Source organism: Bradyrhizobium campsiandrae (genome assembly GCF_014529705.1).
Taxonomy (GTDB): domain Bacteria; phylum Pseudomonadota; class Alphaproteobacteria; order Rhizobiales; family Xanthobacteraceae; genus Bradyrhizobium; species Bradyrhizobium campsiandrae.
The window spans coordinates 202,219-226,750 of the sequence record NZ_JAANIH010000003.1 but is presented as its reverse complement, the minus strand read 5'-3'; the positions used below and the strand labels follow the sequence as shown (position 1 = coordinate 226,750).

Sequence of the window (24,532 nt, the reverse complement as noted above, 5' to 3'; positions counted from 1 at the left end):
TTTCGCACTTGCCTGCATTTTCGTGCCGCATGATGCCGAACGAGGACGCCTGTCGGGTCATGCAACCGGGCCGGGATTGCTGTACGCTTCCGATTAGATATCGGGCGCTTCGTCTCTGTCAACGTCATCGGACCGAAACGAGCGAACCTTGCCGAGGGCGTAGGCTGTACCAATGTGGCAAAATCTATCCTTGCGCGGGCGCATCAACCTTCTGCTGGCGCTGCTGCTTGCACTCGGGCTCGCCGTCAACATCGCCCGCCAGGTCGCGGAGGCGGGGCCGCGGGTGCAGGCCGAGGACCAGAGCGTGATCCGGCTGGCGCGCGAATTCATCGAGATGATCGTTGCCGATCTCAACGAGGCACCGGATCCGGAGGCCAGGCTGAACCAGATCGCGCATGATCTCAATCGCCTCCGCCATGTCAGCATTGCGCTTCGCGACGCTGGCGGGAACCCGCTGACGCCGCCGCGTCCCGATACCGATGACGACACGCCGGGGCCGCCGGCCTGGTTTGTCAGCCTGGTTCATCCCGAGCAGACCGCGGTCAGCGTGCCTGTCACGGTGCATGGCAAGCCCGGCTCGCTCGTCATCACCTCGCATCCGAACGACGAGATCGCCGAGATCTGGGACGCCATCGTCACCCAGCTCGAGGTCGGCTCCGTCATCGCGCTGGTGCTGTTCCTGGTGATGATGACGGTGGTCGGCCGCGCGCTCGCCCCGCTGGAATCGCTGGCGCAGACCATGGGCGAGCTCGAGGACGGGCACTACGAGGCGCGCGTCGCACCGGGCGGCGCGCCTGAGCTGGCCGCGATCTGCACCAGGCTCAATCATCTGGCGGCAACGCTGGGCGAGGCGGTCGAGGACAAACGCCGCCTCGCCGAGCGCGCGGTGTCGCTCCAGGACGCAGAGCGCAAGGAGATCGCGCGGGAGCTGCATGACGAGTTCGGGCCGTATCTGTTCTCGCTGCGCGCCCATGCCAGCGCGCTGGCGAAGCTCGCCGACGGACGGGCCCCGAGTGCGGAGGCCGTGCGAAAGCACGGCGGCGCGCTCCTGGAGCAGATCAACGCGCTGCAACAGTTCACCCGCCGCGTGCTGGTGCGTCTGCGCCCGGTCGGCCTCGCCGAGCTTGGCCTCGGCAAGGCGCTGGAATCGCTGTCGCGGCTGTGGCGCGAGTCGCATCCGGACGTGACCATCGAAACCACGATCTCGCCGGCGCTCGGGGAAACCGGTGAGACCGCCGACCTCACCATCTACCGCGTGGTGCAGGAGGCGCTGACCAACGCATTCCGCCATGCCGGCGCGACCGCGATCGCCGTGGTGATCGAGCCGGCGGAGCAGCCGGGCCGCGATGGTCGCCGCTGTGCCCGGGTGCGGGTCAGCGACAATGGCCGCGGCATGGAGCCGGGCCAGAAGCTCGGCTTCGGGCTGGTCGGCATGCGCGAGCGCATCCTGGCGCTCGGCGGCACGCTCCACGTTGCCTCGAGCGAGGGCGGCGTCACCGTCGAGGCGCTGGTCCCGACCGCGGCAGCCTGATCGCGCCCGATTCACGCAGGGAAAAATCCCGATCGGGAAAAATTCCCGATTTGGTCGGGAAAACGGGTGCGGATATTGCCCGACCTTTTGTGGCTAGTGGATCCGCGCGGGCCGATTACACTTCTCCATGCAATCGGCGTGTTCAAAACAGCCGACGCTTGGGGATGGACGGCTGGGGATGGCTGCGCGAACGTTCTTGATCGCTTCGATGTCGACGGGGCTGGTGCTTTGGACCGACGCAGGCATGGCTGCGCAGGACGAAGAGACCAACGTCCAGAACCTGCCCGCGATCGAGGTGGTGGCGCCGCAGCCGGCCGCGCGGCGGAGCGCGCCGCGAACCGCGGCGCGCGTGGTCAGTTCCGGCAAGCCTGGGAATCGCATCTACGTCTATCCGACGGCGCCCGGCAATGCGAAGGGCCTCGACGTCGACAAGGTCCCCTCCAGCATCAATGCGGTCGATGCCAGCCAGATCAAGCGCACCGGTTCGCTCAACGTCACCGATGCGCTGCGTGACAATGTCGCCGGCGTCAACATCACCGAGGTCAGCGGCAATCCGTTCCAGCCCAATGTCGAGTTTCGCGGCTTCGTCGCGTCGCCCATCGTTGGCACGCCGCAAGGGCTTGCCGTCTACCAGAATGGCGTCCGCATCAACGAGGCATTTGCCGACAGCGTCAATTGGGACCTGATCCCCACCGCGGCGATCCGGTCGGCCACGGTGGTCACCAACAATCCGGCCTTCGGCCTCAATGCGCTTGGCGGTGCCGTCAATCTGCAAATGAAGGACGGCTTTACCTATCAGGGCGCCGAGATCGACACGATGGGCGGCTCGTTCGGCCGCATCCAGGGCTCGGCGCAATGGGGCAAACAGGTCGATCCCAACTATGCGGTCTATGCCGCGCTCGAAGGTCTGCACGACAACGGCTTCCGCAACTTCTCGCAGTCGGACGTACGGCGCTTCTATGGCGATGTCGGCTATAGGGGCGGGGACAGCGAATTCCACGTCAACATGGGCCTCGCCAACAACAATTTCGGCGCATCGGCGACCGTTCCGGCCGAGCTGCTGCAGCAATATTGGGGCGCGACCTACACCACGCCGCAAACCACCAGCAACCGTGTCGGCTACGTCAACCTGACCGGCAAGGCCGAGGCGACGCCGACCTGGACCTTCGAGGCGACCGCGCATGCCCGCGTGTTCGAGCAGCGCGTGGTCGACGGCAATCCCACCAGCGTGCAGGAATGCGCGGCGGCCGGTCTGCTCTGCTTTGGCGACACCACGACGCCGGCGAACGGCCTCGACGGTGCCCAGCTCGCCAATCCTTTCCCGTCAGGAAGCCTGCTCGGCGAGCTCGATCGGACCATGACGCGATCGACCACATCAGGCGTCTCCGGCCAGGCGACCAACACCGACAAACTGTTCGATCATGACAACCGTTTCGTCGTGGGCGCCAGTTTCGATGCCAGCGTGACGCGCTTCAACGCGTCGGCCGAACTCGGGACCATCGGCACCGATTATGTCGTCAGTGGCAGCGGCGTCTTCCTGGGCCAATCCGGCACGCCGGCGACCGGCGAGATGGGGCCGGTGTCGCTGCGCACGGTCAATCAGTATACCGGCCTCTATGCGCTCGACACCTTCAACCTGACCGAGGCCTTCGCCGTCACCGGCGGCGGCCGCTTCAACCATGCCCGCATCACGCTGGAGGACCAGCTCGGCACCGCGCTCAACGGCGACCATGCCTACGACCGTTTCAATCCTGTCATCGGCGGCACCTACAAGATCACGCCGGAGCTCACGGCCTATGCCGGCTATTCCGAGGCCAACCGCGTGCCGACCCCGCTCGAGCTCGGTTGCGCGGACCCGAACAATCCGTGCCTGATCGCCTCGTTCCTGGTCTCGGACCCGCCGCTGAAGCAGGTGGTGTCCAAGTCGATCGAAGCGGGCCTGCGCGGCACCAGGGATCTGACCATCGGCACGCTCGGCTGGAAGATCGGCGGCTTCCGCGCCACCAATTATGACGACATCATGGGCCTGCCCGTGGCCGGACGTCAGGGCTTCGGCTTCTTCCAGAACGTCGGCGCGACGCGCCGGCAGGGCCTCGAGGCCGAGGTCAACCTCAAATCGGATACGCTTCAGTTCCACGCCAGCTATGCCTTCGTGGACGCACGCTTCCTCGACGCGCTCGAACTGTCTTCCAACAGCCCTTTCGCCGATCCGGCCACCGGGACCATTCAGGTCGTGCCCGGGAACCAGATCCCCGCGGTGCCGCGCCATCGCGTCAAGGCCGGGATCGAATACGCCGTGACCGATTCCTGGAAAATCGGCGGCGATGCATTGTGGGTGTCGAGCCAGTATCTGGTCGGCGACGAATCCAACCAGGCCTCGAAGCTGCCGTCCTATGCGGTGTTCAACCTCCACACCTCCTATCAGGTTGCCAGGAACGTCCAGCTCTATGGCAGGGTCGACAACGTCTTCGACAACCGCTACGCGACCTATGGCACCTTCTTCGACACCAATGCCGTCCCCAACTTCGCCAATGGTGGAAATCCTTTCACCGATCCGCGTTCGCTGAGCCCGGCAAGGCCACGCGCGTTCTACGCAGGCGCGCGCGTGACGTTCTGAGGCTGCTCGAAGAGGTGACCTCGGCAGTTGGCCTGCCCGATGAAGCACTTAGCCCGTGCTTCGCAGCTCCTTCTGCAAGGCAAGCGATACGCTCGAAACGACAAGGCAACCATGGTCCCGGAACTTCCCTCGTAACGGATTTTTGCTCGGTCCTACGACGGACGTCAGATGCGCTTTCGGTCGCGGCACTCGATGCTCGGCGTCGGCCGGCTTCTTGAATGCGGAGGGATCGAGATGAATTCCAGCTTGCGCAGCGCAGCCGTGGGGCTGGCGATGATTGGCTCAATTGCATCGCCGGCTCTTGCCAGCGAAATCGTCTACGCACCGTTTGACTTGCCGAATGGCGTCGCCAGCGTCGGCAAGTACAGCGGTACGGTGTCCATCACGGTCGCGGGCTTGGGACAGGCGTTCGCCAATCTCTATAGCGATGCATTCTATACGCTGAATACGCCGCCATTGGCACCGTCCGACAATCATTTCTGGAATCTGGGGTTCAGCACCTCTGGCGCGGGCTTGCTCGAGGCCGAGAACTATCTCGTCGGCAACGTGCCGGCTTTCAATCCGACGGGGATTTATACATTCGAGCTGAACACCGGGTCGTCGAGTCCGACCCATCTCTATTTCGGTGTGCATGACGATGTCTTCAGCGACAACAGCGGCGCCTATGTCGTCGTGGTCACGCAGCTCGCATCGTCCGTCCCGGAAGCCTCGACCTGGGCCATGGTGGTTCTGGGTTTTGCGGCTATGGGCGTCATGACTTATCGCCGGCGCAATCGAGCGATGCCCGTCGCTGCGTAGCATCGTCCTGCGCGCGCCCAGGAAAAAGCCGCTCCGAGGAGCGGCTTTGTCGAGATCTGTTGCCGGTAGCGATCAGGCCGCGGAGGGAGCGAGCCGGTTTTTGCGGCGGTGGGCGAGAAAGCCGAGACCGCAAAACCCGATGATCAGCATGGCCCATGTGGAGGGTTCGGGGACGGCCGCGACCGGCGCGAAAGAAACCCCGCGGATCGAGGTGCCGTTGTCGGCGGAATACAGCACCGAAAACTGTTCATCCTTGGACTGCGTCGCGGTGGTGAAGGCGAGATCGTCCGTGATCTCGTAGAGGAAGCTCGGCGACAGTTCGTTGAGACCGTAGCTCGTCGCGAACAACTCGACTTTACCCCCGACGACCTTTCCGGTCAGTCCCAGCAGTCCGGTGACGCCCGGGGCGGTCGGCGTGTTCGAATTGGCGCTGGCATTGTTGACGAGGTGCAGCCCGTTGACGAGATCGTAGTTGAGCACCCAGGAGCCGTTCACGAGGCTCCACTTCTGCAGTCCGCCTTCGCCCAAGGCTGCCTTGTTGGCATTGCCGTTCTTCGGCTGACCGCTGTCGGCGACATAGAGTGTCGTGGCGTTGGCAAAGAAATATTGCTCGGGGCTCAGATACACGAATGAACCGATGCGGGCATTGTTGACGCCGTTGGCGAGCGCGGCGGTCAGGGTGATCGATCCGTTGTTGCCGCCGGAGGACAGCGGCGATGCCGGCGGTGTCAGATGGGTCGTCTTCAGGCCACTGGCGCCGGTGGGTAGGCCGCCGGTGCTGTTCGTCAGGCTGCTGATATTCGTGAAATTCTGCGTCCCACCATTTGGCGGATTGAAGTCGCGCGATGCGAACAGCGTATTGCCCGATCCGAGATTCGCGATGGATACGACTCGGGTGTCGGTGCTGTTGTCGATAACGGTCGCCGTCGACGCGCCGCGCGTGGCGTAGAACACGCCCTGCGTGGGATCGGTCTTGGAGGAAGCCTGGCCCGAGACATAGAACGAACTGCCGTCGACGGTCGCGACGCTTCGCGGATTGTTCTGATTGAACACGCCGGTCAATTTCGTGGAGGTGTCGACCGAGCCGCTCGCGCCGATCAATGCGACCACCCGCGATACGGTCGTGACCGGCGTTCCGGTTTGGTTGGCTGCTGTCAGGCTGGTCGTCTGTCCAAGCGCCTTGGTGCCGTAAGTGCCGACCGGAGCGGCGTTGAAGGCTGCTGCGTTCACGCCATAGCCCATCATGGTCAGATATTGACCGTTCGCGGAGCGTTGCAGGATTCCCTCGGACGCCGAGCCGTACTCGCCGGAGATCGCGGAATTGGCGCCGGTCGTCGTCTGCGGAAGCACCAGCGTGCCGGCAGCCGTTGCCGTGGTGCCGCCGTTGGAGAGACCGAACTGTCGCAAGGTGATCGCGGAGGCGCTATCGAGCGTACTTCCGGAAACCGTGCTGATGACGAGATCATCCGGAATGAAGACCGCCGCACGAGCCGTGCCGCTGACGGTGAGCAGAGCCAGCGCACCGGCCGAATGCGCGACAACCCGCCGCATTGATTTTTTACCAAACATAAACGCCACCCCAAAAATGTGAATGGCCGGACATACATTGCGGCGCATGACATTTGCGCGACAGTTCGATGACATCTCTTGCCATCGTGCGTGCCCAACCGTCGGGCTCAGCGAGCGGAGCGGTCGGCCCGCGCCACCACGAAAGCTGTTCACCGCTTGCGAATTGAGGTCAAAGCCGGCCATCGCGCCCGGCTCCCGTAACGCGTCTGTCCACCCCAAAGAGCAGCCGCGTCCCGGATCCTGCAGGAGGGCAGCTTCGGGCCACGAAGCAGGCTCAGGCAGTTTGTCAAATTTTGATCGTGCTCGGCCCAAAAACGTGCCGCATATCTCCGTTGAACGAGCTCAGCTGCTGGACCCAGTTCTGACAAGCGTAGTCTCGTGGTGGCGGATCACTTCCTTGATGATGAAGGCCAAGACCTTTTCGGCAAAGTCCGGATCAAGGTTGGCGTCCTGTGCCAGTGAGCGAAGTCTCTCTACCTGTTGTTTCTCGCGGGCTGTGTCAGAGGACGGCAGCCGAAGGCGAGCCTTCAATTCCCCTACCCGTTGAGTGCACTTAAATCGTTCTGCGAGGATGTGAACCAAAGCTGCATCCAGATTGTCGATGCTATCGCGAAGAGCTTGCAGTTCTGGCGGAGTTTCCTTTGTCTCGTGTCCAAACGGGTCGCATGTGGCTCTTCCAGGCTAACCTAAATTCGGGATGGGCCCAAGGGAGCTCGTCGACCTGGCTATTCGGGTGGAGGTCGGAGTCTGCTGCGGGTCACAGCGTTACGGCAGCGTTACGGTGACAGTGCACGAAACTCGACGCATCATTCGCGTAGGGCCGCCCTGGTCGTGAATTGAGTGCACCTCAGAAGTGCAGTCCAGCACTGCCACCGCAATTCCCGCTCTGCCGCGATCAGCGGACCTCCGTCACAGATGCACAGCCGTGACAAAGGTCGACGCCGGCCTACCCTGGTCGCTCGTGGCTTCTGCGCGCGCGGAGGCTGCTGCCGAGCCACCTGCCAAAGGCGGCGGTCGCGAGAACAGGCACCAGCAGCGGCGGCACATAGAACATCGCGATATAGGCTTGGCCGGCATCACGGCTACCAGTGGCGAGTGCCGCGCCCCAGATGCCATGCACCATGGCGACCAGCGCGAACGCCGCCATTGCGACGACGCCGCCGAAGCTGCCGGTTGCAACCGCGGCTCCGAGCGACCACGCAAGCAGAACGAGATAGAGTCCGAGCCCGACCTTGTCTGAACCGTTCGTCACGAGAAGCAGGACAAATGCTGTTGCCGCGAAGGCGATGCCGACGGCGTGCACGATCGCCGCCCGCTCCGTACCGAGGCGTCGCGCCTCCGCTGCGATGAGACGCACGTAGCCGCTGCCGGCGAAGGCCGCGAGCCCGCTGGTGAAGCCTTCGGATCCCAATCCGTAGAGCGCGCCCGACAAAGGGCCATCGAGCGACAAGCGAGAGAAGTACAAGGCTCCCCACGCGCCGAAGCCGAGAGCGGAAAGGCCGACGGCGATAAGGTGGGAGCGGGTCAGCATGAACAGGCCGGCCCCGACCAGCAGCGGCAACAGCGGCTCGACGACAACGAGGTAGAGCAAGTTGACCAGATCCGGTGACGATCCCAATCCGCCTCGCGTGTGTGCACGCGCCTCCGTAAAAGCTCTTCTCCGACCCTTGGTCGGGTCGCGGCTCAAATGGTTCATCGGCGAAAATCGGCCGCTCGGCTTCCGCTATGGATCACAAGCGCCGATTCGACCGGCGCTCGGGCACCTTCCGGTTTACCCTTAAGTTCGGTCAATTTGCCGCCAGCGGCGAACGGAAGCGATGGGCCAGAATGCGAAAAGCTCAGCGCAAGCAGATCCAGTCCGCTCCGCCCGACAAGGCGAACCTCAATGACGGTGCCGTCACCTCGACAGCGTGCGCTAGGATCGCACGTCAGAACGACGCGCCGCTGCCATTGGCGAACGCTTAGGTGCTAGCGCTGACCCAGCCGAAGATCACCATCACCACGCAGCAAAGAAAGACGAACGCCTGCCCGCTCATCTCCATCCAGTACCGGACCGGCGATGTATCCCGTTCGTAGACGGGCCTCGGCAGCCACACGTCGATCACCCAGTCCAGAATGCTCGAACTGTGATAGAAGCTCCTGATCTTCCTGTCGGCATAGCCGGCCCGCAGCGTGCGGAAGCAATCGACGGCCAGATAGAGGCCGAACAGGCGCGCAGCGATCTCGTTAAGGAAAAAGTGCATAGAACGTCCGTTCGGCAGCCATCGGTGGCCGGTGCCGTCGTGCGCCGATCGGCAGGGTCAAGGCCCAGACGCGGACATCGCACCCGGCTCTTAGTGTGGCCGTATCCAGTGTCGGTTCAACTGGCGGGAATGATCATCGTCTTGGCGGGAGCGCCCCACAGCGTTGCTCGATTTCGATTTTCAGATTCTCGTTCAAGTCAAACTTGGAATGCTGAAACTTAAAGCGGACAATATCCCGCAGGGAATGAGAACAGCCAAAGGTCCGCTACGGATCAGAAGGGGAAGTCAACGCGGGATGATTGAAAGAGGCCGCCAATTGAGGGCGACCTCATTTTGCTTAGGGTTTTTTGATACAGGTTCTCTTCCGACCTGAACCCTTTTGCCGCTCGCCTGTGGCCATGTTCACATCGCTTCCGCCAGTCACCTTTTTGATCTTTCCCGGGCCGCAGGTGCCGTCGTCCACCAGAACGCTTTGACCCGATGGTAGCGTTCCCGGTGCCGGTTCGGAGGTGAGCTGTGCGTGCGCGGCCGTTGTCGTCAAAAGGATAACTATAGCAAAAAGAAGCTTTTTCATATTCCTCAGCCTCAAGTTGAAGGACGCCCAGTCTATCAGCGGGCGAGTTTCGGTAAAGGCCTCATCTGGTATCTGCAAAAGCAACTTAAGACGAAGCGACGATCACAATCCGCTCCGGGGCCACAAGCCGACATCATTCGATTACCGCATCGGCGCGGGCAAGCACCGTCGGTGGAATGTTGAGCCCCAGCGCCTTTGCCGTCTTGAGGTTGATCGTCAACTGAAACTTGGTCGGCTGTTCTATAGGAAGATCGGCGGGGCTTGCACCCTTGAGGATTCTCTTCAGCAAGCGAGCCACAGCCTGAAACGCCTCGTCGGGGGCCCGAGCATAGTTAACCAGGGTTCCAGCTTGCGAAGATGCGAAGCTCTGGTTCGCAAAGATCGGCAATCGCTGCATCATCGCCTTTGCGGCAATCACGCTGCTCAGTGCCAAAAGGTTGTTGTCGGTCACGACGAGGAGGGCATCCGGATGCTGGCGTGCTATTTCCTCGAACGCCACGTCCAGATCGGCCGACGAGCCGATCCCGACCGAAGAAAAGACAAGTCCGTCGCTTCTAAATTGCCGAAGAAGCGTTTCGAACATGATTGCATTCGACGCATTGGTCGGATTGAGAATGACAACGACCTTGCCCGCGGTCGGCAAAATCTCGCGCATGATCTCGGCCGATTTTAAGACCAGCTCATCGGCCATTGTAGAGACACCGGTGACGTTACCGCCCGGATGCGAGAGGCTCGAGACGAGGCCGACCGCGACCGGTGAGTTCATGCTCGCGCCAACGATAGGCGTGGTGCCGGAAATCTTCTGAATTGAAGTAATCGCAAGATTGGTAAAGGCGACCATGACCGCCGGATGAAGTGCCAGTAACTCCGTAGCAAGTGCCGGAAATTGGCGCGGGTCATTATCGGCTGCACGGATTTCGAAGATGTAGTCTCTGCTCTCCGCAAGACCGACTACTTGCATACCTGCACGCAAAAGCTCTATTTGCGTTTTGCTCGAAGAGGCCTCGGCTGCGCCGGTCAGAAGAATGCCTATAACAGGGACATGACGCTGCGCCCAGGCCACTAGCGGCCACCCAGCCGCACCCCCCAATAGCCCGATAAACTCACGTCGCCGCATGTCCATTCCTGAGGCTGGGGTTCGGTAGTCGTAACTGACATTTCCGCTATGGGTCAAAAGTGCCGTTCTGACCAGCGGTCGGACGCTTCCGCTTTACGCTCAACTCCGGACACCTCGCCGTGATGCACTCTAACGGCAGCGATGGGCCAACAGGGGACATTAGCGCGCGATACGCATCGGGTGCTTTGGGTTGCGGCGTATGAAATCATCAACGTCGCGCAATCGTTCTGGCAATGGTTCAGCGTCAGGATGGCTTCGGTAGCTCTGGAAGCGGAAGCCCGCTGCCCAGAGGGCTTCCACCTTTTGCCATTGCTCGGTGTCGGAACGCTTAGGAGCTTTGAACGACCGTCCCATATGATGGAGACAGGAGCCGCAGTGCGGACAAGCGGCGTCCGTGTCCGCCTGCATCTTCCACGACTTCCGACATTCGAAGCAGGCATGAGCTATGAGGTAGTCAGGTCCGCGCACAACTTTAGGCGGACGCGGATCGGCGCGCGTGCCTGTGGAGCGCCGCAAATCCATCCGTCGAGCTTTTTCCCAGCCGCCTACCATTCGGAAAGAATAACAGCGGACCGAAATGTCCGCTACGGGTCAAAAGCGGTCCTTGCCGGTCATCGTCTTGCACGTCGGCTAGGGGGCCAGAAGCGGACGTCAGCCTCTTTCGCCCGTGCTCCTCATCCAAGATCATGAAGCTCCTTGCCAAGCGGCGGCGCCAGCCGGAAGTCGGAAAAGGCGACCTCCAGCCCGGACCGCTCCGGCGTGCAGGCCATAGGTCCAACGAGATAGCAGGTGCTCTTGGCGAAGGGCGCAAGTCGCATCAGAGGCCATATTTTTCCGTCGTTCGATGCCTGCAAACGAAGGACGCCATGCGCAACCGTGACGCGCAATCGGAAGTCACTGGGATCGTGCTCATAGGGAGCCGTCGCCCAGTCCGATTGCCCGGTCGTCAGCACGCTCGACAGCATGGCGCGCCCGTCCGAAAACTCAATCCCGGCCTTTAGCCAGCGACGTTCATCGATGCGCACCATCAGGCCCGCTTGATCGTAGAGCGCCTTGAAATTCCCTCGGACGCGAAGTTCGGCAGTGAACGCATCTCCGGCCTGAAAAGCGAGGAAATGTCCGCTATCACGGATAAGGCCGTAATGAGTTTCGCGCCAAAAATCGGTCGCCTGGTCTGTTTCCAGCCCGAGATAGTTGTTCTTTTCGGACCACTTTCTCGGCTCGTTTAACCAAACACCGTCAGACTTGCCAAACATCCTTATGCTCCATCTGAATGCCGGGACACTTTGTTGAGCACAACTCCACTGGCCGCCCACAGGTCCGCCACGGGTCACAAGCCGTCGATCACGCGGAAGATGGCAGACTTCCGCGGTGCGTTAATGAGACGACGTCGATGAGGACACGCCCGAGCTTAGCTTCGTAGCCCCACGCGTGGGAGGCAGTGCGAAGCTTTGGGATATCGAGACGGAGCGACGGAGGAGGGACCGGCCCAACAGTCCCTATGATGTCATCATGCACCTGTTTTGCCCGACGGGTCAAGCGATTTGCGGTTTTTCAGAAAATGGCGCCGGCTGGCGCGTTCGCGGGCGGGGACGGCTGGTTCGGGCCACGCTGCGCCTCAAGTCCCTGATCTCGCTGTCCCCGGCTACTGTGCATGGGGTTGTTGTTGGTTTTGCTCACTCCACCCCGGTTCTGCAGCACCTGGAGCAGCCGAGGGGCACCGGAATGACCCGGATCGTGCGATTAACGATTCCTTAGCCCTGATCGTGTGGATGATTGGCGCGGGAAGACCAGGGGAGACTGCTCCCATGCTGAAGGACGGTACCTACGCGGCGTGGTACAAGACGCCGCTCGAGCAAGGCACCGGCATCGTCCATGTCGCTGACGGCCAGATCTGGGGCCGCGACAGCCTGATGACGTATCACGGCTCCTGCAAGGTCGATGGTGACCGCTTTACGGCGACGGTGTCGACGAAGCGTCATACCGATGGACGTGTCACGGTCTTCGGAGTCTATGATGAGCTCACGCTTGACATCGAGGGGACGTGCCGCGGCAAGATCGCGACCTACACGGCGACATCGGGGCAGGCACGCGGCGTCGTCCTGGAGGGAACGCTCATTCTGACGGAACAGCCGGCGGCTGCAGCCGAACGAAGCGAACCGATCCCGGCGTTCGATCCCGGCAAGCTTCCAAAGCTGCCGAAACGCTCGCGGTGATCGCTGGGGCCTGACGGCCGCCGCATCGCCTGCATCGACATGTCGCACCCCGAGCCGCGCAATTCCGTATCCTTGACCGTCAGTGCCGGCGCTTTTCAAACGGCCTGCGTCCCGTCATTGTGCCGCCGCGTCATCAATCTCGGGGCAGCATCTATGCCGGACAAGCTCTCGCGTCGCCAGTTCGCGAAAATCGCGGGGGTTTCCGCAGCCGGAATGACGGGCCCCCTTGAGGCTGCCGAGGCCAGGCCCGCGGCGGCGCCGCGCGCCGCCGGCTTTCCGGCGGGCTTTGTCTGGGGCACGGCAACGTCGTCCTATCAGGTCGAGGGTTCGGTCAACGAGGACGGGCGAGGGGCCTCGATCTGGGACAAGTTCGTGCGCATCCCCGGCAAGATCGAGGATGGCAGCACCGGCGATCGCGCCAATGAACACTATCATCGCTACAAGGAAGACATCGCGCTGATCAAGGAGCTCGGCTGCAAGGCCTATCGCTTCTCGGTGGCATGGCCGCGGGTGTTTCCCGAAGGGGACGGCAAGCCGAACCCGAAGGGGCTCGACTTCTACAATCGCCTGGTCGACGAGCTCCTGAAGAACGGCATCGAGCCATGGCTGACGCTCTACCATTGGGACCTGCCGCAATCGCTGCAGGACCGCTTTGGCGGCTGGCGCTCGACCGAGACCTGCAAGATCTTCGGCGACTATTCGGCCTATGTCGCCGAGCACCTGACCGATCGCGTCAAGAACGTCTTCACGCTGAACGAGAGCGGTCGTTTCGTCTATTTCGGCTACGGCATCGGCATCGATGCGCCGGGCCTGACCTTGCCGCAGGCCGAGGTCAACCAGATCAGGCACAACAGCGCACTCGCGCACGGACTCGCGGTGCAGGCCGTGCGCGCCCACGGCCGTCCTGGCACGCGCGTCGGACCTGCCGAGAACATCGATGCCTGCATTCCCGCGATCGATACGCCCGAGAACGTTCGCGCCGCCGAGATCGCATTGCGGGAATTGAATGCCGGCTATCTCAACGTCATCATGACGGGCCGCTACACCGACGCATTCCTGAAATATGCCGGCCCCGACGCGCCGAAATACACCGACGCGGAATTGAAGATCATCGGCTCGCCGGTCGATTTCCTCGGCCTGAACATCTACGCACCGCAGCACTACATCGTCGCGTCCGACCAGGGCGCGGGCTTCATGCCATTGCCGATCCCGAAATCGTTTCCGCACATGAATTCGGACTGGTTGCGCGTCGGCCCCGAGACGATCTACTGGGTGCCGAAGCTGGCGGCCAGGATCTGGAAGACGAATGCGATCTATATCAGCGAGAACGGCACGTCCGGCGAAGACCAGGTGACGCAGGACGGCAAGATCTACGACACCGATCGCATCATGTACCTGCGCAACTATCTGGCCCAGCTCGAGCGTGCCACCGCAGAAAGCGTTCCGGTGCGCGGCTATTTCCTCTGGAGCCTGATGGACAATTTCGAATGGGTGTTCGGGCTCAACAAGCGCTTCGGGCTCTACCACGTCAATTTCGACACGCAGGTGCGCACCGCTAAGCTCAGCGCGAGCTTCTATCGCAACGTCATCGCGAAGAACGCGGCAGGGGCGTGACAGGACCTCAAGCCCGGCCGTGACGTGGCGGGTGCTTTCGTGGCGTGGAAAATGCGGGCGAGAGGCGCAATCGCCGCGCATTGACTCCACTCTCCCCCTGATTCAAAACCATCCTCAACCTACATAACAAGAGGACGACGCCCATGACCGACGCGCTGATCATCGATGCCTGCCGCACCCCGCGCGGTGTCGGCAAGGCCGGCAAGGGGGCCCTCTCAGGCATTCATCCGCAGCAGTTAGGTGCCACCGTGCTGCGCGCGCTGGCCGATCGCACCGGCATCAACACCGCCGATGTCGATGATATCGTCTGGGGCTGCAGCGCGCAGGTCGCGACGCAGAGCGGCGACCTCGGCCGCATGTCGGCGCTCGATGCCGGCTATGACGTACGCGCCAGCGCCGTGACGCTGGATCGCTTTTGCGGTTCCGGCATCACCAGCGTCAACATGGCGGCATCTTCGATCATGGCGGGCGCGGAAGATCTCGTCATCGCCGGCGGCTGCGAGATGATGTCGATGGAAGGGCGCCGCGGCGGCGGTCCGATGATGATGGATTCAGGCAATCTGCGGCTTCGCGCCCGGCATCCGCAATCGCATCAGGGCGTCTGCGCCGACGCGATCGCGACCATGGAAGGCATCACGCGTCGGGACGTCGATGCACTCGGGCTGGAAAGCCAGAAGCGCGCCGCGCAGGCGATTGCCGGCGGTCATTTCAAGAAGAGCCTCGTGCCCGTCTATCGCCAGGACGGCAGCCTCGCGCTCGACCACGAAGAATATCCGCGGCCGCAGACCACGATGGAAGGTCTCAGCAGCCTGAAGCCCGCATTTCCCGCGATCGCCGACTATGCGCTGGACGACAAGGGCACGACCTATCGCGGCCTGATCCTGCAGAAATATCCCGATCTCGACATCGACTTCGTCCACCACGCCGGCAATTCGTCGGGCGTCGTCGACGGCGCCGCTGCGATCCTTTTGGCCTCGCCCGCCTACGCAAAGGCGCATGGCCTTAAAGCCCGCGCCCGCGTGGTCGCCATGGCGAATATGGGGGATTCCCCGACCCTGATGCTGAACGCGCCGGTGCCGGCGACGCGCAAGGTGTTGGCGAAGGCGGGGCTCACCGTCGACGACATCGACCTGTTCGAGATCAACGAAGCCTTTGCGGTGGTTGCGGAAAAATATATCCGCGACCTCAAGCTCGACCGCACCAAGGTCAACGTCAATGGCGGCTCGATCGCGCTCGGTCATCCCATCGGAGCCACTGGCTCGATCCTGATCGGCACGGTGCTCGACGAACTCGAACGGCGCGACCTCAAGCGCGGTCTCGTCACCATGTGCGCCGCCGGCGGCATGGCTCCGGCCATCATCATCGAGCGCGTTTAGGCCGCCGTGGCCCCGTAAAAAGCAGGGCGAAACGTCGCGGAGTGACGATACAGCCTTATTTTTCAGGGTGAATCGCGCGTCTCCTCTCACAAAGAGGCCGGTCCTCGCTTGTCGAAAGCTGCGAATCAGCTTTAGCAAGGTTGCTTGCGGGCCTTTGAAACAAGGCAAAAACCGTTGCGCGAGGCGCCTTCCGCTCCGGAAGCGGCTAAAATGCAGGGGTTTTTGTCACAGGGGGCCAAAAAAGCCCGTAAAACCGCGACAAAACTGTGCAGAAGGCTAGAGGCCTTCGCCGGTTGGTCTAGTATGCAACCGGCAACGAATCAGAGGAGACACGATGCCAGCCCAACTTTCCAAATCGCAGCTGATCGAAAAGATCGCGACCAGCACCGAGCTTTCCAAGCGCGACGTCAAGAGCGTGATCGAGACGCTGACCGACGTCGGCCACAAGGAGCTGAAGAAGAACGGCCTGTTCCTGGTGCCGGGCTTCGCCAAGTTCGTGGTCATCAAGAAGCCCGCGACCAAGGCGCGCAAGGGCACCAACCCGTTCACGGGCGAAGAGATGATGTTCAAGGCCAAGCCGGCCCGGAAGATCGTCCGCGCCCGCCCGGTCAAGGCCGCCAAGGACGCCGTGGCCTGATAACGCAAAGGCCCCCTCGACGAGAGGGGGCCTTTGTCTTGAGTGACGCAGGGGTCGATACGGAGGGGATCAGCCCTTGCGGCGCTTCACCCGGACCGGGACCGGCTGAAGCCGCGGCTCCGGTCCTGCGAGCGCATCGCGCACCCGGTCGACGGCACGACCGAGCAGCTGGCGCAGCCGCTGTGTTTTCCGCAATCGCTTCGCCTCTTCCAGCAGTTTCTTCATCGTATCACTCCGCCGCTTCGACCTTCGCTTGAGCCTCGGCCGGCTCGAGCACGGCGGCGATGGCCTCGTCGACGCGCTCCAGCCAGATGAATTCGAGGTTGTCCCGCGCGCTCTTCGGGATGTCGTCATAGTCCCGCTTGTTGCGCGCCGGCAGCATCACCCGCTTCAGTCCGGCGGCGGCCGCGGCCACCACCTTCTCCTTGATGCCGCCGACCGGCAGCACCAGCCCGCGCAGCGAGATCTCGCCGGTCATCGCCGTGTCGCTCCTCACGGTGCGATTGGTGAGCAGTGACGTCAGCGCCGTGAACATCGCCACACCCGCGCTCGGTCCGTCCTTCGGGGTTGCGCCCGCCGGGACGTGAACGTGGATGTCGCTCTTCTCGAACACCGTCGGATCGATGCCGAGCTGGGCCGCTCTGCTCTTCACCAGCGTCAGCGCCGCCTGGACGCTCTCGCGCATGACGTCGCCGAGTTGGCCGGTCAGGATCATGCCGCCCTTGCCGGGCACGCGCGAGGCCTCGATGAACAGGATGTCGCCGCCAACGGGAGTCCAGGCAAGGCCGGTGGCCACGCCCGGAATGCTGGTGCGCTGCGCGATCTCGCCTTCGAAACGCGGCTGGCCCAGGATGGTGGCGATGTCCTTGGTCGTCACCACGACCTTGGCAGCGGAGCCCTCGGCGACCTGCACCGCGGCATGGCGGAACACCTTGCCGATTTCGCGCTCGAGGTTACGCACGCCGGCCTCGCGGGTGTAACCCTTGACCACCAGCTTCAGCGCCTCCGGCTCGATCTCGGCCTGCTCGGCCGTCAGGCCATTGGCCTCCAGCTGCCGCCGCACCAGGTAGCGCCGCGCGATCTCCAGCTTCTCATCCTCGGTGTAACCGGCGAGGCTGATCAGCTCCATGCGGTCCAGCAGCGGACCGGGGATCTGGTCCAGCATGTTGGCGGTCGCGATGAACACCACGCGCGACAGGTCGAAGGGCACGCCCAGGTAATTGTCTCGGAACGTCCCGTTCTGCTCGGGGTCGAGCACCTCCAGCATCGCGGCGGAAGGATCGCCCTGCACGCCACGGCCCATCTTGTCGATCTCGTCCAGCATCATGACGCAGTTGCGGCTGCCTGCCTTCTTGATGCCCTGGATGATGTTGCCGGGCAGCGCCCCGATATAGGTGCGCCGGTGCCCGCGGATCTCGGCCTCGTCATGCACGCCGCCCAAGCTGACGCGCACGAAGGGGCGATCCATCGCGCGCGCGATGGATTGACCGAGCGAAGTCTTGCCGACGCCGGGCGGGCCGACGAAGCACAGGATCGGGGCCTTGCCCTGCGGCGCCAGCTTGCGCACCGCCAGATATTCGATGATCCGGCTCTTGATCTTCTCCAGCCCGAAATGATCGGCGTCCAGGATGCGCCGCGCCTCCTTGATGTCGATCGGCTTCTCCGCGGGCAGCGCCCAGGGCAGCTCGATCAGCCAGTCGAGGTAGGTGCGCACCATGCCGGATTCACCGGCAGCCTCCGGCATGCGCTCGTAGCGGCGCAGCTCCTTCTTGGCATGCGCCTCCGCTTCCGGCGGCATGTTGGCCTTGGCGATCGCAGCCGTCAGCTCGGCGACCTCCGCGGCCTTGCCGTCGCCTTCGCCCAGCTGACGCTGAATCGTCGCCATCTGCTCGCGCAGGATCGCCTCGCGCTGCCGCTCGTCGAAAGAGGCCTTGGTCTTCTGGCCGATCTCGTTGGAGATGCGCAGCACCTCCAGCCGCTCGGCCAGGTGCTTGGACACCTTCTCGACGCGCAGGGCGAGGTCGATGGTCTCCAGCACCTCCTGCTTGTCGGACGGCTTGATGTCCATGAACGAGGTCGCCAGGTCCGCCAGCGCGCCGGGCGCGGTCGTGCTCTGGAACATCGCCACCAGCTCGGGCGGCGCCTGCGGCAGCAGCTCGATCGCCTCGATCGCCTGGCGCTGCAAATTCAGCGCACGCGCCTCGATCTCGGGCGAATTCGTGGTCGGCTCCGGAATTTGCTGGATCCGTGCAGCCGGGAACGGCGTCCCCGGCAGGAAGTCGAGGATGCGCGCGCGCTGCACGCCCTGGCAGACGATGTGATGGGTGCCGTCGGGTGCGGTGAGGTAGCGCACGATGTTGGCGATGGTCGCGACCCGGTAGAGATCGTCCGGACCCGGCTCGTCGATCTCGGGGCTGCGCTGCAGGACGATGCCGATCGGCCGCTGCTCGCGCAGCGCCTGCTGCGCGGCGGCGACGGACTTCGGCCGCGCGATCGCGATTGGCGCAATGGCGCCGGGGAACAGCACCATCTCGCGCACGGGAATGATGATCAGTGCGTCTTCGGGGATCTTCACGTCTGAGCTGCTCTGGGAATTCGTCTGTGAGTTGTTCATCTGTTCGGTGGCCATGATCGACCTCAGGATTTGGCGAGGCGCAGCGCGACGCAGCCGTCCATCACGAAGCGGCTGATGGCGTAGCGGCCAAGGGGCAAGGCAATGCGGCGCTCGAAGCGCCCCTGCGGCAGCTCGAGCCGGTGGATGCGGGCGTTGCGAAGCTCCGGCGGCAGCGTGCGCTGGCCGGAAATCACCAGCACGCCGTCATGGATGACCGTCTCGACATTGTCCGGATTGACGCCGGGAAGCGCGACCAGGATGAGGAGCTCATGCTCGGTCTCGAGCACGTCGATCGGCGGCTCCCAGCAAGTGTCCTGGCGGCCGAACTGCTGGCGCATGCGTTCGCCGCGGGTCAGTTGGTCCAGAGCTTCGGACAGCATCCAGTCGAAGGGATTTTTGGGTTGCATGATGCGGTCTCGGTGGTGGGAAAGCCAGCATATGGGGCCGGTTCCCGGAAAATCCAGTGCGGAGACGCCGACTTGGCATGCGCCGGCGTGCGATCTGCAAAAATGCGAACGCCGCGGCGCGAGGCCGCGGCGCTGCATTGTCGGGCGGGATGCGGCTCAGGCCGCTTCCAGCTGCTCTTGCTCTGCTTCGACGTTGATGACGGATGTGGCGAGCTCCGTGAGCGTGTGATCGGTTGCTTCCTCCTCGTCGAGGGTGGCCTGAAGCAGCCGGGCCGCGTCCTGCATGCCGAGCTCCTCGGCCCAGGTCCGCAACGTGCCGTAGCGCGAGATTTCGTAATGCTCGACGGCCTGGGCGGCGGCGAGCAGGCCGGCGTCGAGCGCGGGCGCTCCCTTGAACTCCTTCATGATCTCGGCGCCTTCATCGGTGATGCCGTTGATGGCTTCGCAAGGCTTGCCGCGCGCCGGCTTGCCCAGCATCTTGAAGATCTGGTCGAGCCGCTTCACCTGCCCCTGGGTCTCGCGCAGATGCTTGTTGAAGGCTGCGGCGAGATCCTTGGATTGCGCGGCCTTCGCCATCTTGGGCAAGGTCTTGATGATCTTGTTCTCGGCGAAATAGATGTCCTTCAGCGTCTCAACGAAAAGGTCGTTCAGCGTCTTCTGGGGCTGGCGCGACCGTGCGCCTCGCGACGACGATGTCTTGGTCGCCCGCTTCTTTGCTTTCTTGGCCATAAGTCCTCCTGTCGAGTTGGAAGGGAAGACATCCCCCTCCTCAATCCTCGAGCGACAAAGCCTTTTGGAGAGCGAAAGTTCCAAACCGAAACCAGCGCGCGAGATCAGGTGCAAGGGCTCACCTTTGCCCAGCGTTGCCGCAGGCGATCGCGCGCATCCTCACACAGCGCCGGCACGAGGCCGCCGCGCTCACGCAGCGAGCTGTTCGCCGCGCGCAATCATGGCATCGGCGAAAATGCCGAGCCGACGCCCGTCGCGGCGGTCCTGCTGCTGCCTCTCGGCATGCTGCTCCCGGCCTAGTCGGTGCAATTCGTGATCAACCGGATTGCGGCCGTTCGGGCGAGGCTGCCATAGCTCTGCGACACTCTGTTAATCTATTGATTTTACGATCGATTTCGTTCCGCATGAGGAGCGGCGGCAAGACGGCGCCCGAACCGGGCCGCTTTCGCTTGCACTGCCACATTGCTTTGACGTACTTCGGCTCTAACAAGCGCCCATCACCAAGAAGGTGGAGATGAACTTGAGATGTCGGTGACAGCGGACGAGCTCGCCAAGAGACAGGCCATCATCGACGCCTGCCGCCGCATGAACGCGCTCGGCATCAACCAGGGCACCTCGGGCAATATCAGCGTGCGGCACGGCGAAGGGCTGCTGATGACGCCGACCAGTACACCTTACGATGCCATGACGCCGGACCAGATCGTCTTCATGGCGATGGACGGCTCGCACGCCCCGAGCCAGAAGCCCTCCAGCGAGTGGCGCTTCCATCTGGACATCCTGAAGGCGCGCAACGATGTCAACGCCGTCGTCCATGCCCACCCGACCTATTGCACCATCCTGGCGATCATGGGCATGGAGATCCCGCCCGTCCATTACATGATCGCCGCCGCCGGCGGCGACAGCATCCGCTGCGCGCCCTATGCCACCTTCGGGACAGCGGAACTGTCCGAGCATGCGGTCCGCGCGCTGGATGGCCGGCTCGCCTGCCTGCTCGACCATCACGGCATGATCGCGATCGGAAAGACCCTCGACAAGGCGATGTGGCTCGCCGTCGAGGTCGAGACGCTGGCGCGGCAATATCACGGCTGCCTCCAGATCGGCAAACCGCCGCTGCTCTCCAGCGACGAGATCGAGCGGGTCCGTCAGCGCATGGCCGGCTACGGCCTGTCGGAAGGATAGGGCTCGCAAGCAGTGTTCGCGCGGATCAGATATTTCGTCGACGGCAAGGGGACCAACCGCACCATGGTGCGGCTGCGCGCGCTGTTGCGCAGCAACGAGTTCTATTTGATCCCGCTGGCGCTCGTGATCGGCACGCTGGCCGGGGCGATCGTGACGCTGATGGCCGAGATCGCGCAAATCGCCCATGTCGTGATTTACGGCATCCCGATCGACGTGCGCCTCTCGGCCAACACCTATATCAGTCCCTGGGCGGCGATGATCGCGCCGGCGCTCGGGGGCCTCTCGCTCGGCATCATGGAATGGTGGCGGCGACGGCTGAAGATCTCGAGCGCGGTCGACCCGATCGAGGCCAACGCGCTGCGCGGCGGCAATCTGTCGCTGCGCGACAGCGTGGTGGTGTCGAGCCAGACCCTGATCTCGAACGGCTGCGGCGCCTCGGTCGGGCTCGAGGCCGGCTACACCCAGATCGGCTCGGGCATCGCCTCGTTGTTCGGAAAGTTCTTCAACCTCCGCCGCAACGATTTGCGCCTGATCGTCGGCTGCGGCGCGGCGGCGGCGATCGCGGCCGCCTTCGGCGCGCCGATCACCGGCGCGTTCTACGCCTGCGAGCTGATCGTCGGCGTCTATTCGGTCGGCAGCGCGGCGCCGATTTTGGCGGCCTCGCTCGCCGGCGCGCTGACCGCGCAATGGCTCGGCGGCGCGCCGTACTCCATCGAAATACCAAAGGTCAGCGCCGTCGGCGTCGAGCAATATCTGGCGCTGATCGGGCTCGCGCTCATCACCAGCGGCGTCGGCATCGCCGTGATGAGGTCCTCGCCGGCGTTCGAACGGCTGTTCGCCTGGCTGCCGGTCTGGCTGCGTCCGGTGCTCGGCGGCCTCATCGTCGGTGGCTTCGCCCTCGTCACACCGCAAGTGCTCGCGGCCGGCCACGGCGCCATGGTGCTCGACCTCTTTCACGACATGACGATCGGCCTGGTCGCAATCATCATTGCGTTGAAAGTGACGGCCTGCCTGATCTCGCTGGCATCAGGTTTCCGCGGCGGACTGTTCTTTGCCTCGCTGTTCGTCGGCAGCCTGATCGGGAAGTTCTTTGCCGAGGTGCTGCTGCTGATCAGCCCGAACTTCGCGATCGACCCGCTGGTGGCGATGCTGACCGGCATGGCGACCCTCGGCGTCGCCATCGTCGGCGGTCCGCTGACGATGTCGTTCCTCGTGCTCGAGATGACCCGCAATGTCGACGTCACCGCCGTGGTGCTGGCCGGCTGCATCGTCACCTCGATCTGCGTCCGCTTCATGTTCGGCCACTCCTTCTCGACCTGGCGCCTGCATCTGCGCGGCGAGACCATCCGCAGTGCCAATGATGTCGGCTGGCTGCGCAACCTCACCGTCGAGCGGCTGATGCGCTCCGATGTCGGTAAGGTGCCGTCGACCACGACGATCGCCGCGACCCGCAGCGAATTTCCGCTGGGATCGCGCCCGGGCGTCGTCATCGTCAACAATTCCGACGAATATGTCGGTCTGGTCCTGTTGCCCGATTTGTTCTCCAGCGACCTCGACACCATCGCCGACGATATCCAGATCATCGAGCTCGCGCGGCTGACCGAGATCGTGCTGATCCCGGAAATGAACGTGAAGTCGGCCATGGCGGTGTTCGATGAGGCGGAGGCCGAAATGCTGGCGGTGGTCGATTCCACCGACAGCCGCAAGGTGGTCGGCTTCCTGACCGAGAGCACCGCCCGCCGCCGCTATGTCGAGGAGATCGACAAGGCCACGCGCGGCGTGCTGGGGGCGCTGTCTTAAGCCCGGGCAGGTCGACGCCGGCACGCGATGCGGACTTGCCAGATCGTTCACAACCTCTAGGCTAGGAACGGACGGCAGGGCTGGCGCCTGGCCGCATCCAGCGACGAGGGGGTTGCGATGTCGGACACGCTTCGCCTGTTGCTTGCCTTGCTCGAACTCGGGCCCCGGTTGAAGGATCTGCTGGGCGACAGATGGCCGCCTTACGCCGACGAATTGCAGGCGCTCGCCGGGCGCGCCGACCAGGGCGAGGATCCGGATAGGCTTCGCCAATCGCTGGACCTGCTGGTCGTGCGGCTGCTCGCCGAGCCGCCGGCCATGGAATTGGTCCAACGCGTGATGGCGGACACGGCAGCGCCGGTTGCCATCGGGGAGACCGTGACCCGTCGCGGGCGGGTGTCACCGCCTGTTGTTCCCGATACCGTCCGGCCGGCCACCGATGAGGCGACTGGAATCGTCACCATCCCCGTCTTCTACGGCACGGATCGCGCCCGGGGCGACGACACGCCGGCGCGTTACTTTATCGGCGAGCGCGGCAATTTGTCTTTCGGCGTGGCGGAGGTCAGCGTCCCCACGCGCGGCCGCGACATCGGTGAGCTCACCGGTCCCAGTTGGTGGCGCCTCGAATTCTCGCCCAATCCGGAAAAGCACGTGATCCTCAAAAGCGTCGGGGCGCTCGACCGCGACGCGTTCGTCACGCGCCTGAAAGACTCGCTTGCTGCGGCGGATTTGCACGACGTCCTGATCTTCGTGCACGGTTACAACGTGACGTTCGAGGATGCGTCGCGGCGCGCCGCGCAGCTTGCGGTGGATCTGAAATTTGCAGGCAGGACGCTGCTTTACAGTTGGGCCTCGGCGGCGGACACCAAGAAGTACACGGTGGATGAGAGCACGATCGACTGGTCACGCGATCATTTCGAGGCGTTTCTCCAGCTCGCGCTCGGCGAAGTCGGCGCCGGCAAGGTCCACGTCATCGCCCACAGCATGGGCAACCGCGCGGTCATCAACACGCTCGAACGCGTCACGTCCTGGCAGCTGCCATCAGGCGCGGCGAAGCTCGGCCAGATCATCTTTGCCGCGCCCGACATCGATCGCGATCGCTTCGTCCAGCTCGCCGCCAAGTTCAAAGGCTGCGCCGCGTGCGTCACGCTCTACGCGTCCTCGCGCGATGTCGCGCTGCTGGCCTCGAAATTCGTGCACGGCTATCCCCGGGCGGGCGAGGCTGGCGAGGCACTGACGGTCGTCGACGGTATCGACACCATCGATGCCTCGCTGGTCGATACCAGCCTTGTCGGCCTGCATCATTCCTATTTCGGTGAGAAGCGCTCGATCCTGAACGACATGTTCAATCTGATCGCCCAGCAGCTCGGCCCCGACCAGCGCTTCGACCTCCAGGCTGCGGGCGATGCGCTCCGGAAGTACTGGAGGTATCGGGCCTGAATGTTGCTCGGAAAACGGCGCGCCTGTTCATGATCCGCTCAGGTTGAATGGATCAAGCTGGATTTGCCGGTTCG

Annotated in this window: 20 protein-coding genes and 1 pseudogene; 10 read left to right on the top strand and 11 right to left on the bottom strand. The window is 63.5% G+C overall.

Annotation, left to right across the window (positions count from 1 at the left end):
• The first annotated feature begins 172 nt into the window (after window positions 1–172).
• The 3 genes from G8O24_RS03710 to G8O24_RS03700 all read left to right on the top strand — a co-directional run bounded on the left by G8O24_RS03710 (window position 173) and on the right by G8O24_RS03700 (window position 4,946).
• Entirely contained in the window at window positions 173–1,531 is a 1,359-nt protein-coding gene (locus tag G8O24_RS03710) for a histidine kinase (RefSeq protein WP_188096577.1), read from the top strand.
• Between the two features lie 178 nt (window positions 1,532–1,709).
• Window positions 1,710–4,148 (top strand): TonB-dependent receptor, encoded by a 2,439-nt coding sequence (locus G8O24_RS03705; RefSeq protein WP_188096575.1) that lies wholly within the window; start codon window positions 1,710–1,712, stop codon window positions 4,146–4,148.
• Between the two features lie 192 nt (window positions 4,149–4,340).
• On the top strand, window positions 4,341–4,946 hold the full coding sequence (locus G8O24_RS03700) for a PEP-CTERM sorting domain-containing protein (protein WP_188096572.1): 606 nt from the start codon (window positions 4,341–4,343) through the stop codon (window positions 4,944–4,946).
• Between the two features lie 72 nt (window positions 4,947–5,018).
• Here the strand turns inward: G8O24_RS03700 and G8O24_RS03695 are convergent, their stop codons facing one another.
• The 7 genes and pseudogenes from G8O24_RS03695 to G8O24_RS03670 form a co-directional block, all read right to left on the bottom strand.
• Entirely contained in the window at window positions 5,019–6,497 is a 1,479-nt protein-coding gene (locus G8O24_RS03695; protein WP_188096570.1) for a PEP-CTERM sorting domain-containing protein, read from the bottom strand.
• A gap of 360 nt (window positions 6,498–6,857) precedes the next feature.
• A pseudogene (locus tag G8O24_RS03690) lies at window positions 6,858–7,163 on the bottom strand (chorismate mutase); the annotation flags it as partial.
• Between the two features lie 298 nt (window positions 7,164–7,461).
• Window positions 7,462–8,106: a hypothetical protein gene (locus G8O24_RS03685; RefSeq protein WP_188096568.1), complete on the bottom strand. Its 645-nt coding sequence runs from the start codon at window positions 8,104–8,106 to the stop codon at window positions 7,462–7,464.
• A 370-nt stretch (window positions 8,107–8,476) separates the two neighbouring features.
• Window positions 8,477–8,758, bottom strand: coding sequence for a hypothetical protein (locus G8O24_RS03680; protein ID WP_188096566.1), 282 nt, complete (start codon window positions 8,756–8,758; stop codon window positions 8,477–8,479).
• 337 nt (window positions 8,759–9,095) lie between these two features.
• Window positions 9,096–9,332: a DUF6719 family protein gene (locus G8O24_RS45560; protein ID WP_368736595.1), complete on the bottom strand. Its 237-nt coding sequence runs from the start codon at window positions 9,330–9,332 to the stop codon at window positions 9,096–9,098.
• A gap of 133 nt (window positions 9,333–9,465) precedes the next feature.
• On the bottom strand, window positions 9,466–10,395 hold the full coding sequence (locus G8O24_RS03675; RefSeq protein ID WP_188096565.1) for an ABC transporter substrate-binding protein: 930 nt from the start codon (window positions 10,393–10,395) through the stop codon (window positions 9,466–9,468).
• A gap of 728 nt (window positions 10,396–11,123) precedes the next feature.
• Window positions 11,124–11,705: a DUF1349 domain-containing protein gene (locus G8O24_RS03670; RefSeq protein WP_188096563.1), complete on the bottom strand. Its 582-nt coding sequence runs from the start codon at window positions 11,703–11,705 to the stop codon at window positions 11,124–11,126.
• A 552-nt stretch (window positions 11,706–12,257) separates the two neighbouring features.
• Here G8O24_RS03670 and G8O24_RS03665 point away from each other — a divergent pair.
• The 4 genes from G8O24_RS03665 (at window position 12,258) to G8O24_RS03650 (ending at window position 16,292) form a co-directional block, all read left to right on the top strand.
• The gene (locus G8O24_RS03665) at window positions 12,258–12,665 is read left to right on the top strand and encodes a hypothetical protein (protein WP_188096561.1); all 408 of its coding nucleotides are present in this window, start codon (window positions 12,258–12,260) and stop codon (window positions 12,663–12,665) included.
• A gap of 153 nt (window positions 12,666–12,818) precedes the next feature.
• On the top strand, window positions 12,819–14,279 hold the full coding sequence (locus tag G8O24_RS03660; protein ID WP_188096559.1) for a GH1 family beta-glucosidase: 1,461 nt from the start codon (window positions 12,819–12,821) through the stop codon (window positions 14,277–14,279).
• 143 nt (window positions 14,280–14,422) lie between these two features.
• Window positions 14,423–15,655, top strand: coding sequence for an acetyl-CoA C-acetyltransferase (locus tag G8O24_RS03655; RefSeq protein ID WP_188096558.1), 1,233 nt, complete (start codon window positions 14,423–14,425; stop codon window positions 15,653–15,655).
• A gap of 334 nt (window positions 15,656–15,989) precedes the next feature.
• Window positions 15,990–16,292, top strand: a complete 303-nt coding sequence (locus tag G8O24_RS03650; RefSeq protein WP_188096556.1) for an HU family DNA-binding protein — start codon at window positions 15,990–15,992, stop codon at window positions 16,290–16,292.
• Window positions 16,293–16,361: 69 nt separating this feature from the next.
• Here G8O24_RS03650 and G8O24_RS03645 read toward each other — a convergent pair whose 3' ends face one another.
• The 4 genes from G8O24_RS03645 to G8O24_RS03630 form a co-directional block, all read right to left on the bottom strand.
• A complete protein-coding gene (locus G8O24_RS03645; protein ID WP_188096554.1) occupies window positions 16,362–16,517 on the bottom strand; it encodes a hypothetical protein in 156 nt (51 codons plus the stop codon).
• A gap of 4 nt (window positions 16,518–16,521) precedes the next feature.
• A complete protein-coding gene (gene lon, locus G8O24_RS03640) occupies window positions 16,522–18,921 on the bottom strand; it encodes an endopeptidase La (RefSeq protein WP_188096552.1) in 2,400 nt (799 codons plus the stop codon).
• Window positions 18,922–18,929: 8 nt separating this feature from the next.
• The gene (locus G8O24_RS03635) at window positions 18,930–19,313 is read right to left on the bottom strand and encodes an Hsp20/alpha crystallin family protein (protein ID WP_188096550.1); all 384 of its coding nucleotides are present in this window, start codon (window positions 19,311–19,313) and stop codon (window positions 18,930–18,932) included.
• A gap of 156 nt (window positions 19,314–19,469) precedes the next feature.
• Window positions 19,470–20,042 carry a YciE/YciF ferroxidase family protein gene (locus tag G8O24_RS03630; RefSeq protein WP_188096548.1) on the bottom strand — a complete coding sequence of 191 codons (573 nt, stop codon included), beginning with the start codon at window positions 20,040–20,042 and terminating at the stop codon, window positions 19,470–19,472.
• Window positions 20,043–20,567: 525 nt separating this feature from the next.
• Here G8O24_RS03630 and G8O24_RS03625 point away from each other — a divergent pair.
• The 3 genes from G8O24_RS03625 to G8O24_RS03615 all read left to right on the top strand — a co-directional run bounded on the left by G8O24_RS03625 (window position 20,568) and on the right by G8O24_RS03615 (window position 24,458).
• Complete coding sequence (locus G8O24_RS03625; protein WP_188096546.1) at window positions 20,568–21,221, top strand: class II aldolase/adducin family protein; 654 nt, start codon at window positions 20,568–20,570, stop codon at window positions 21,219–21,221.
• A 12-nt stretch (window positions 21,222–21,233) separates the two neighbouring features.
• Window positions 21,234–23,021 carry a chloride channel protein gene (locus G8O24_RS03620; RefSeq protein ID WP_188096544.1) on the top strand — a complete coding sequence of 596 codons (1,788 nt, stop codon included), beginning with the start codon at window positions 21,234–21,236 and terminating at the stop codon, window positions 23,019–23,021.
• 117 nt (window positions 23,022–23,138) lie between these two features.
• A complete protein-coding gene (locus tag G8O24_RS03615) occupies window positions 23,139–24,458 on the top strand; it encodes an alpha/beta hydrolase (protein ID WP_188096542.1) in 1,320 nt (439 codons plus the stop codon).
• Window positions 24,459–24,532 lie beyond the last annotated feature (74 nt).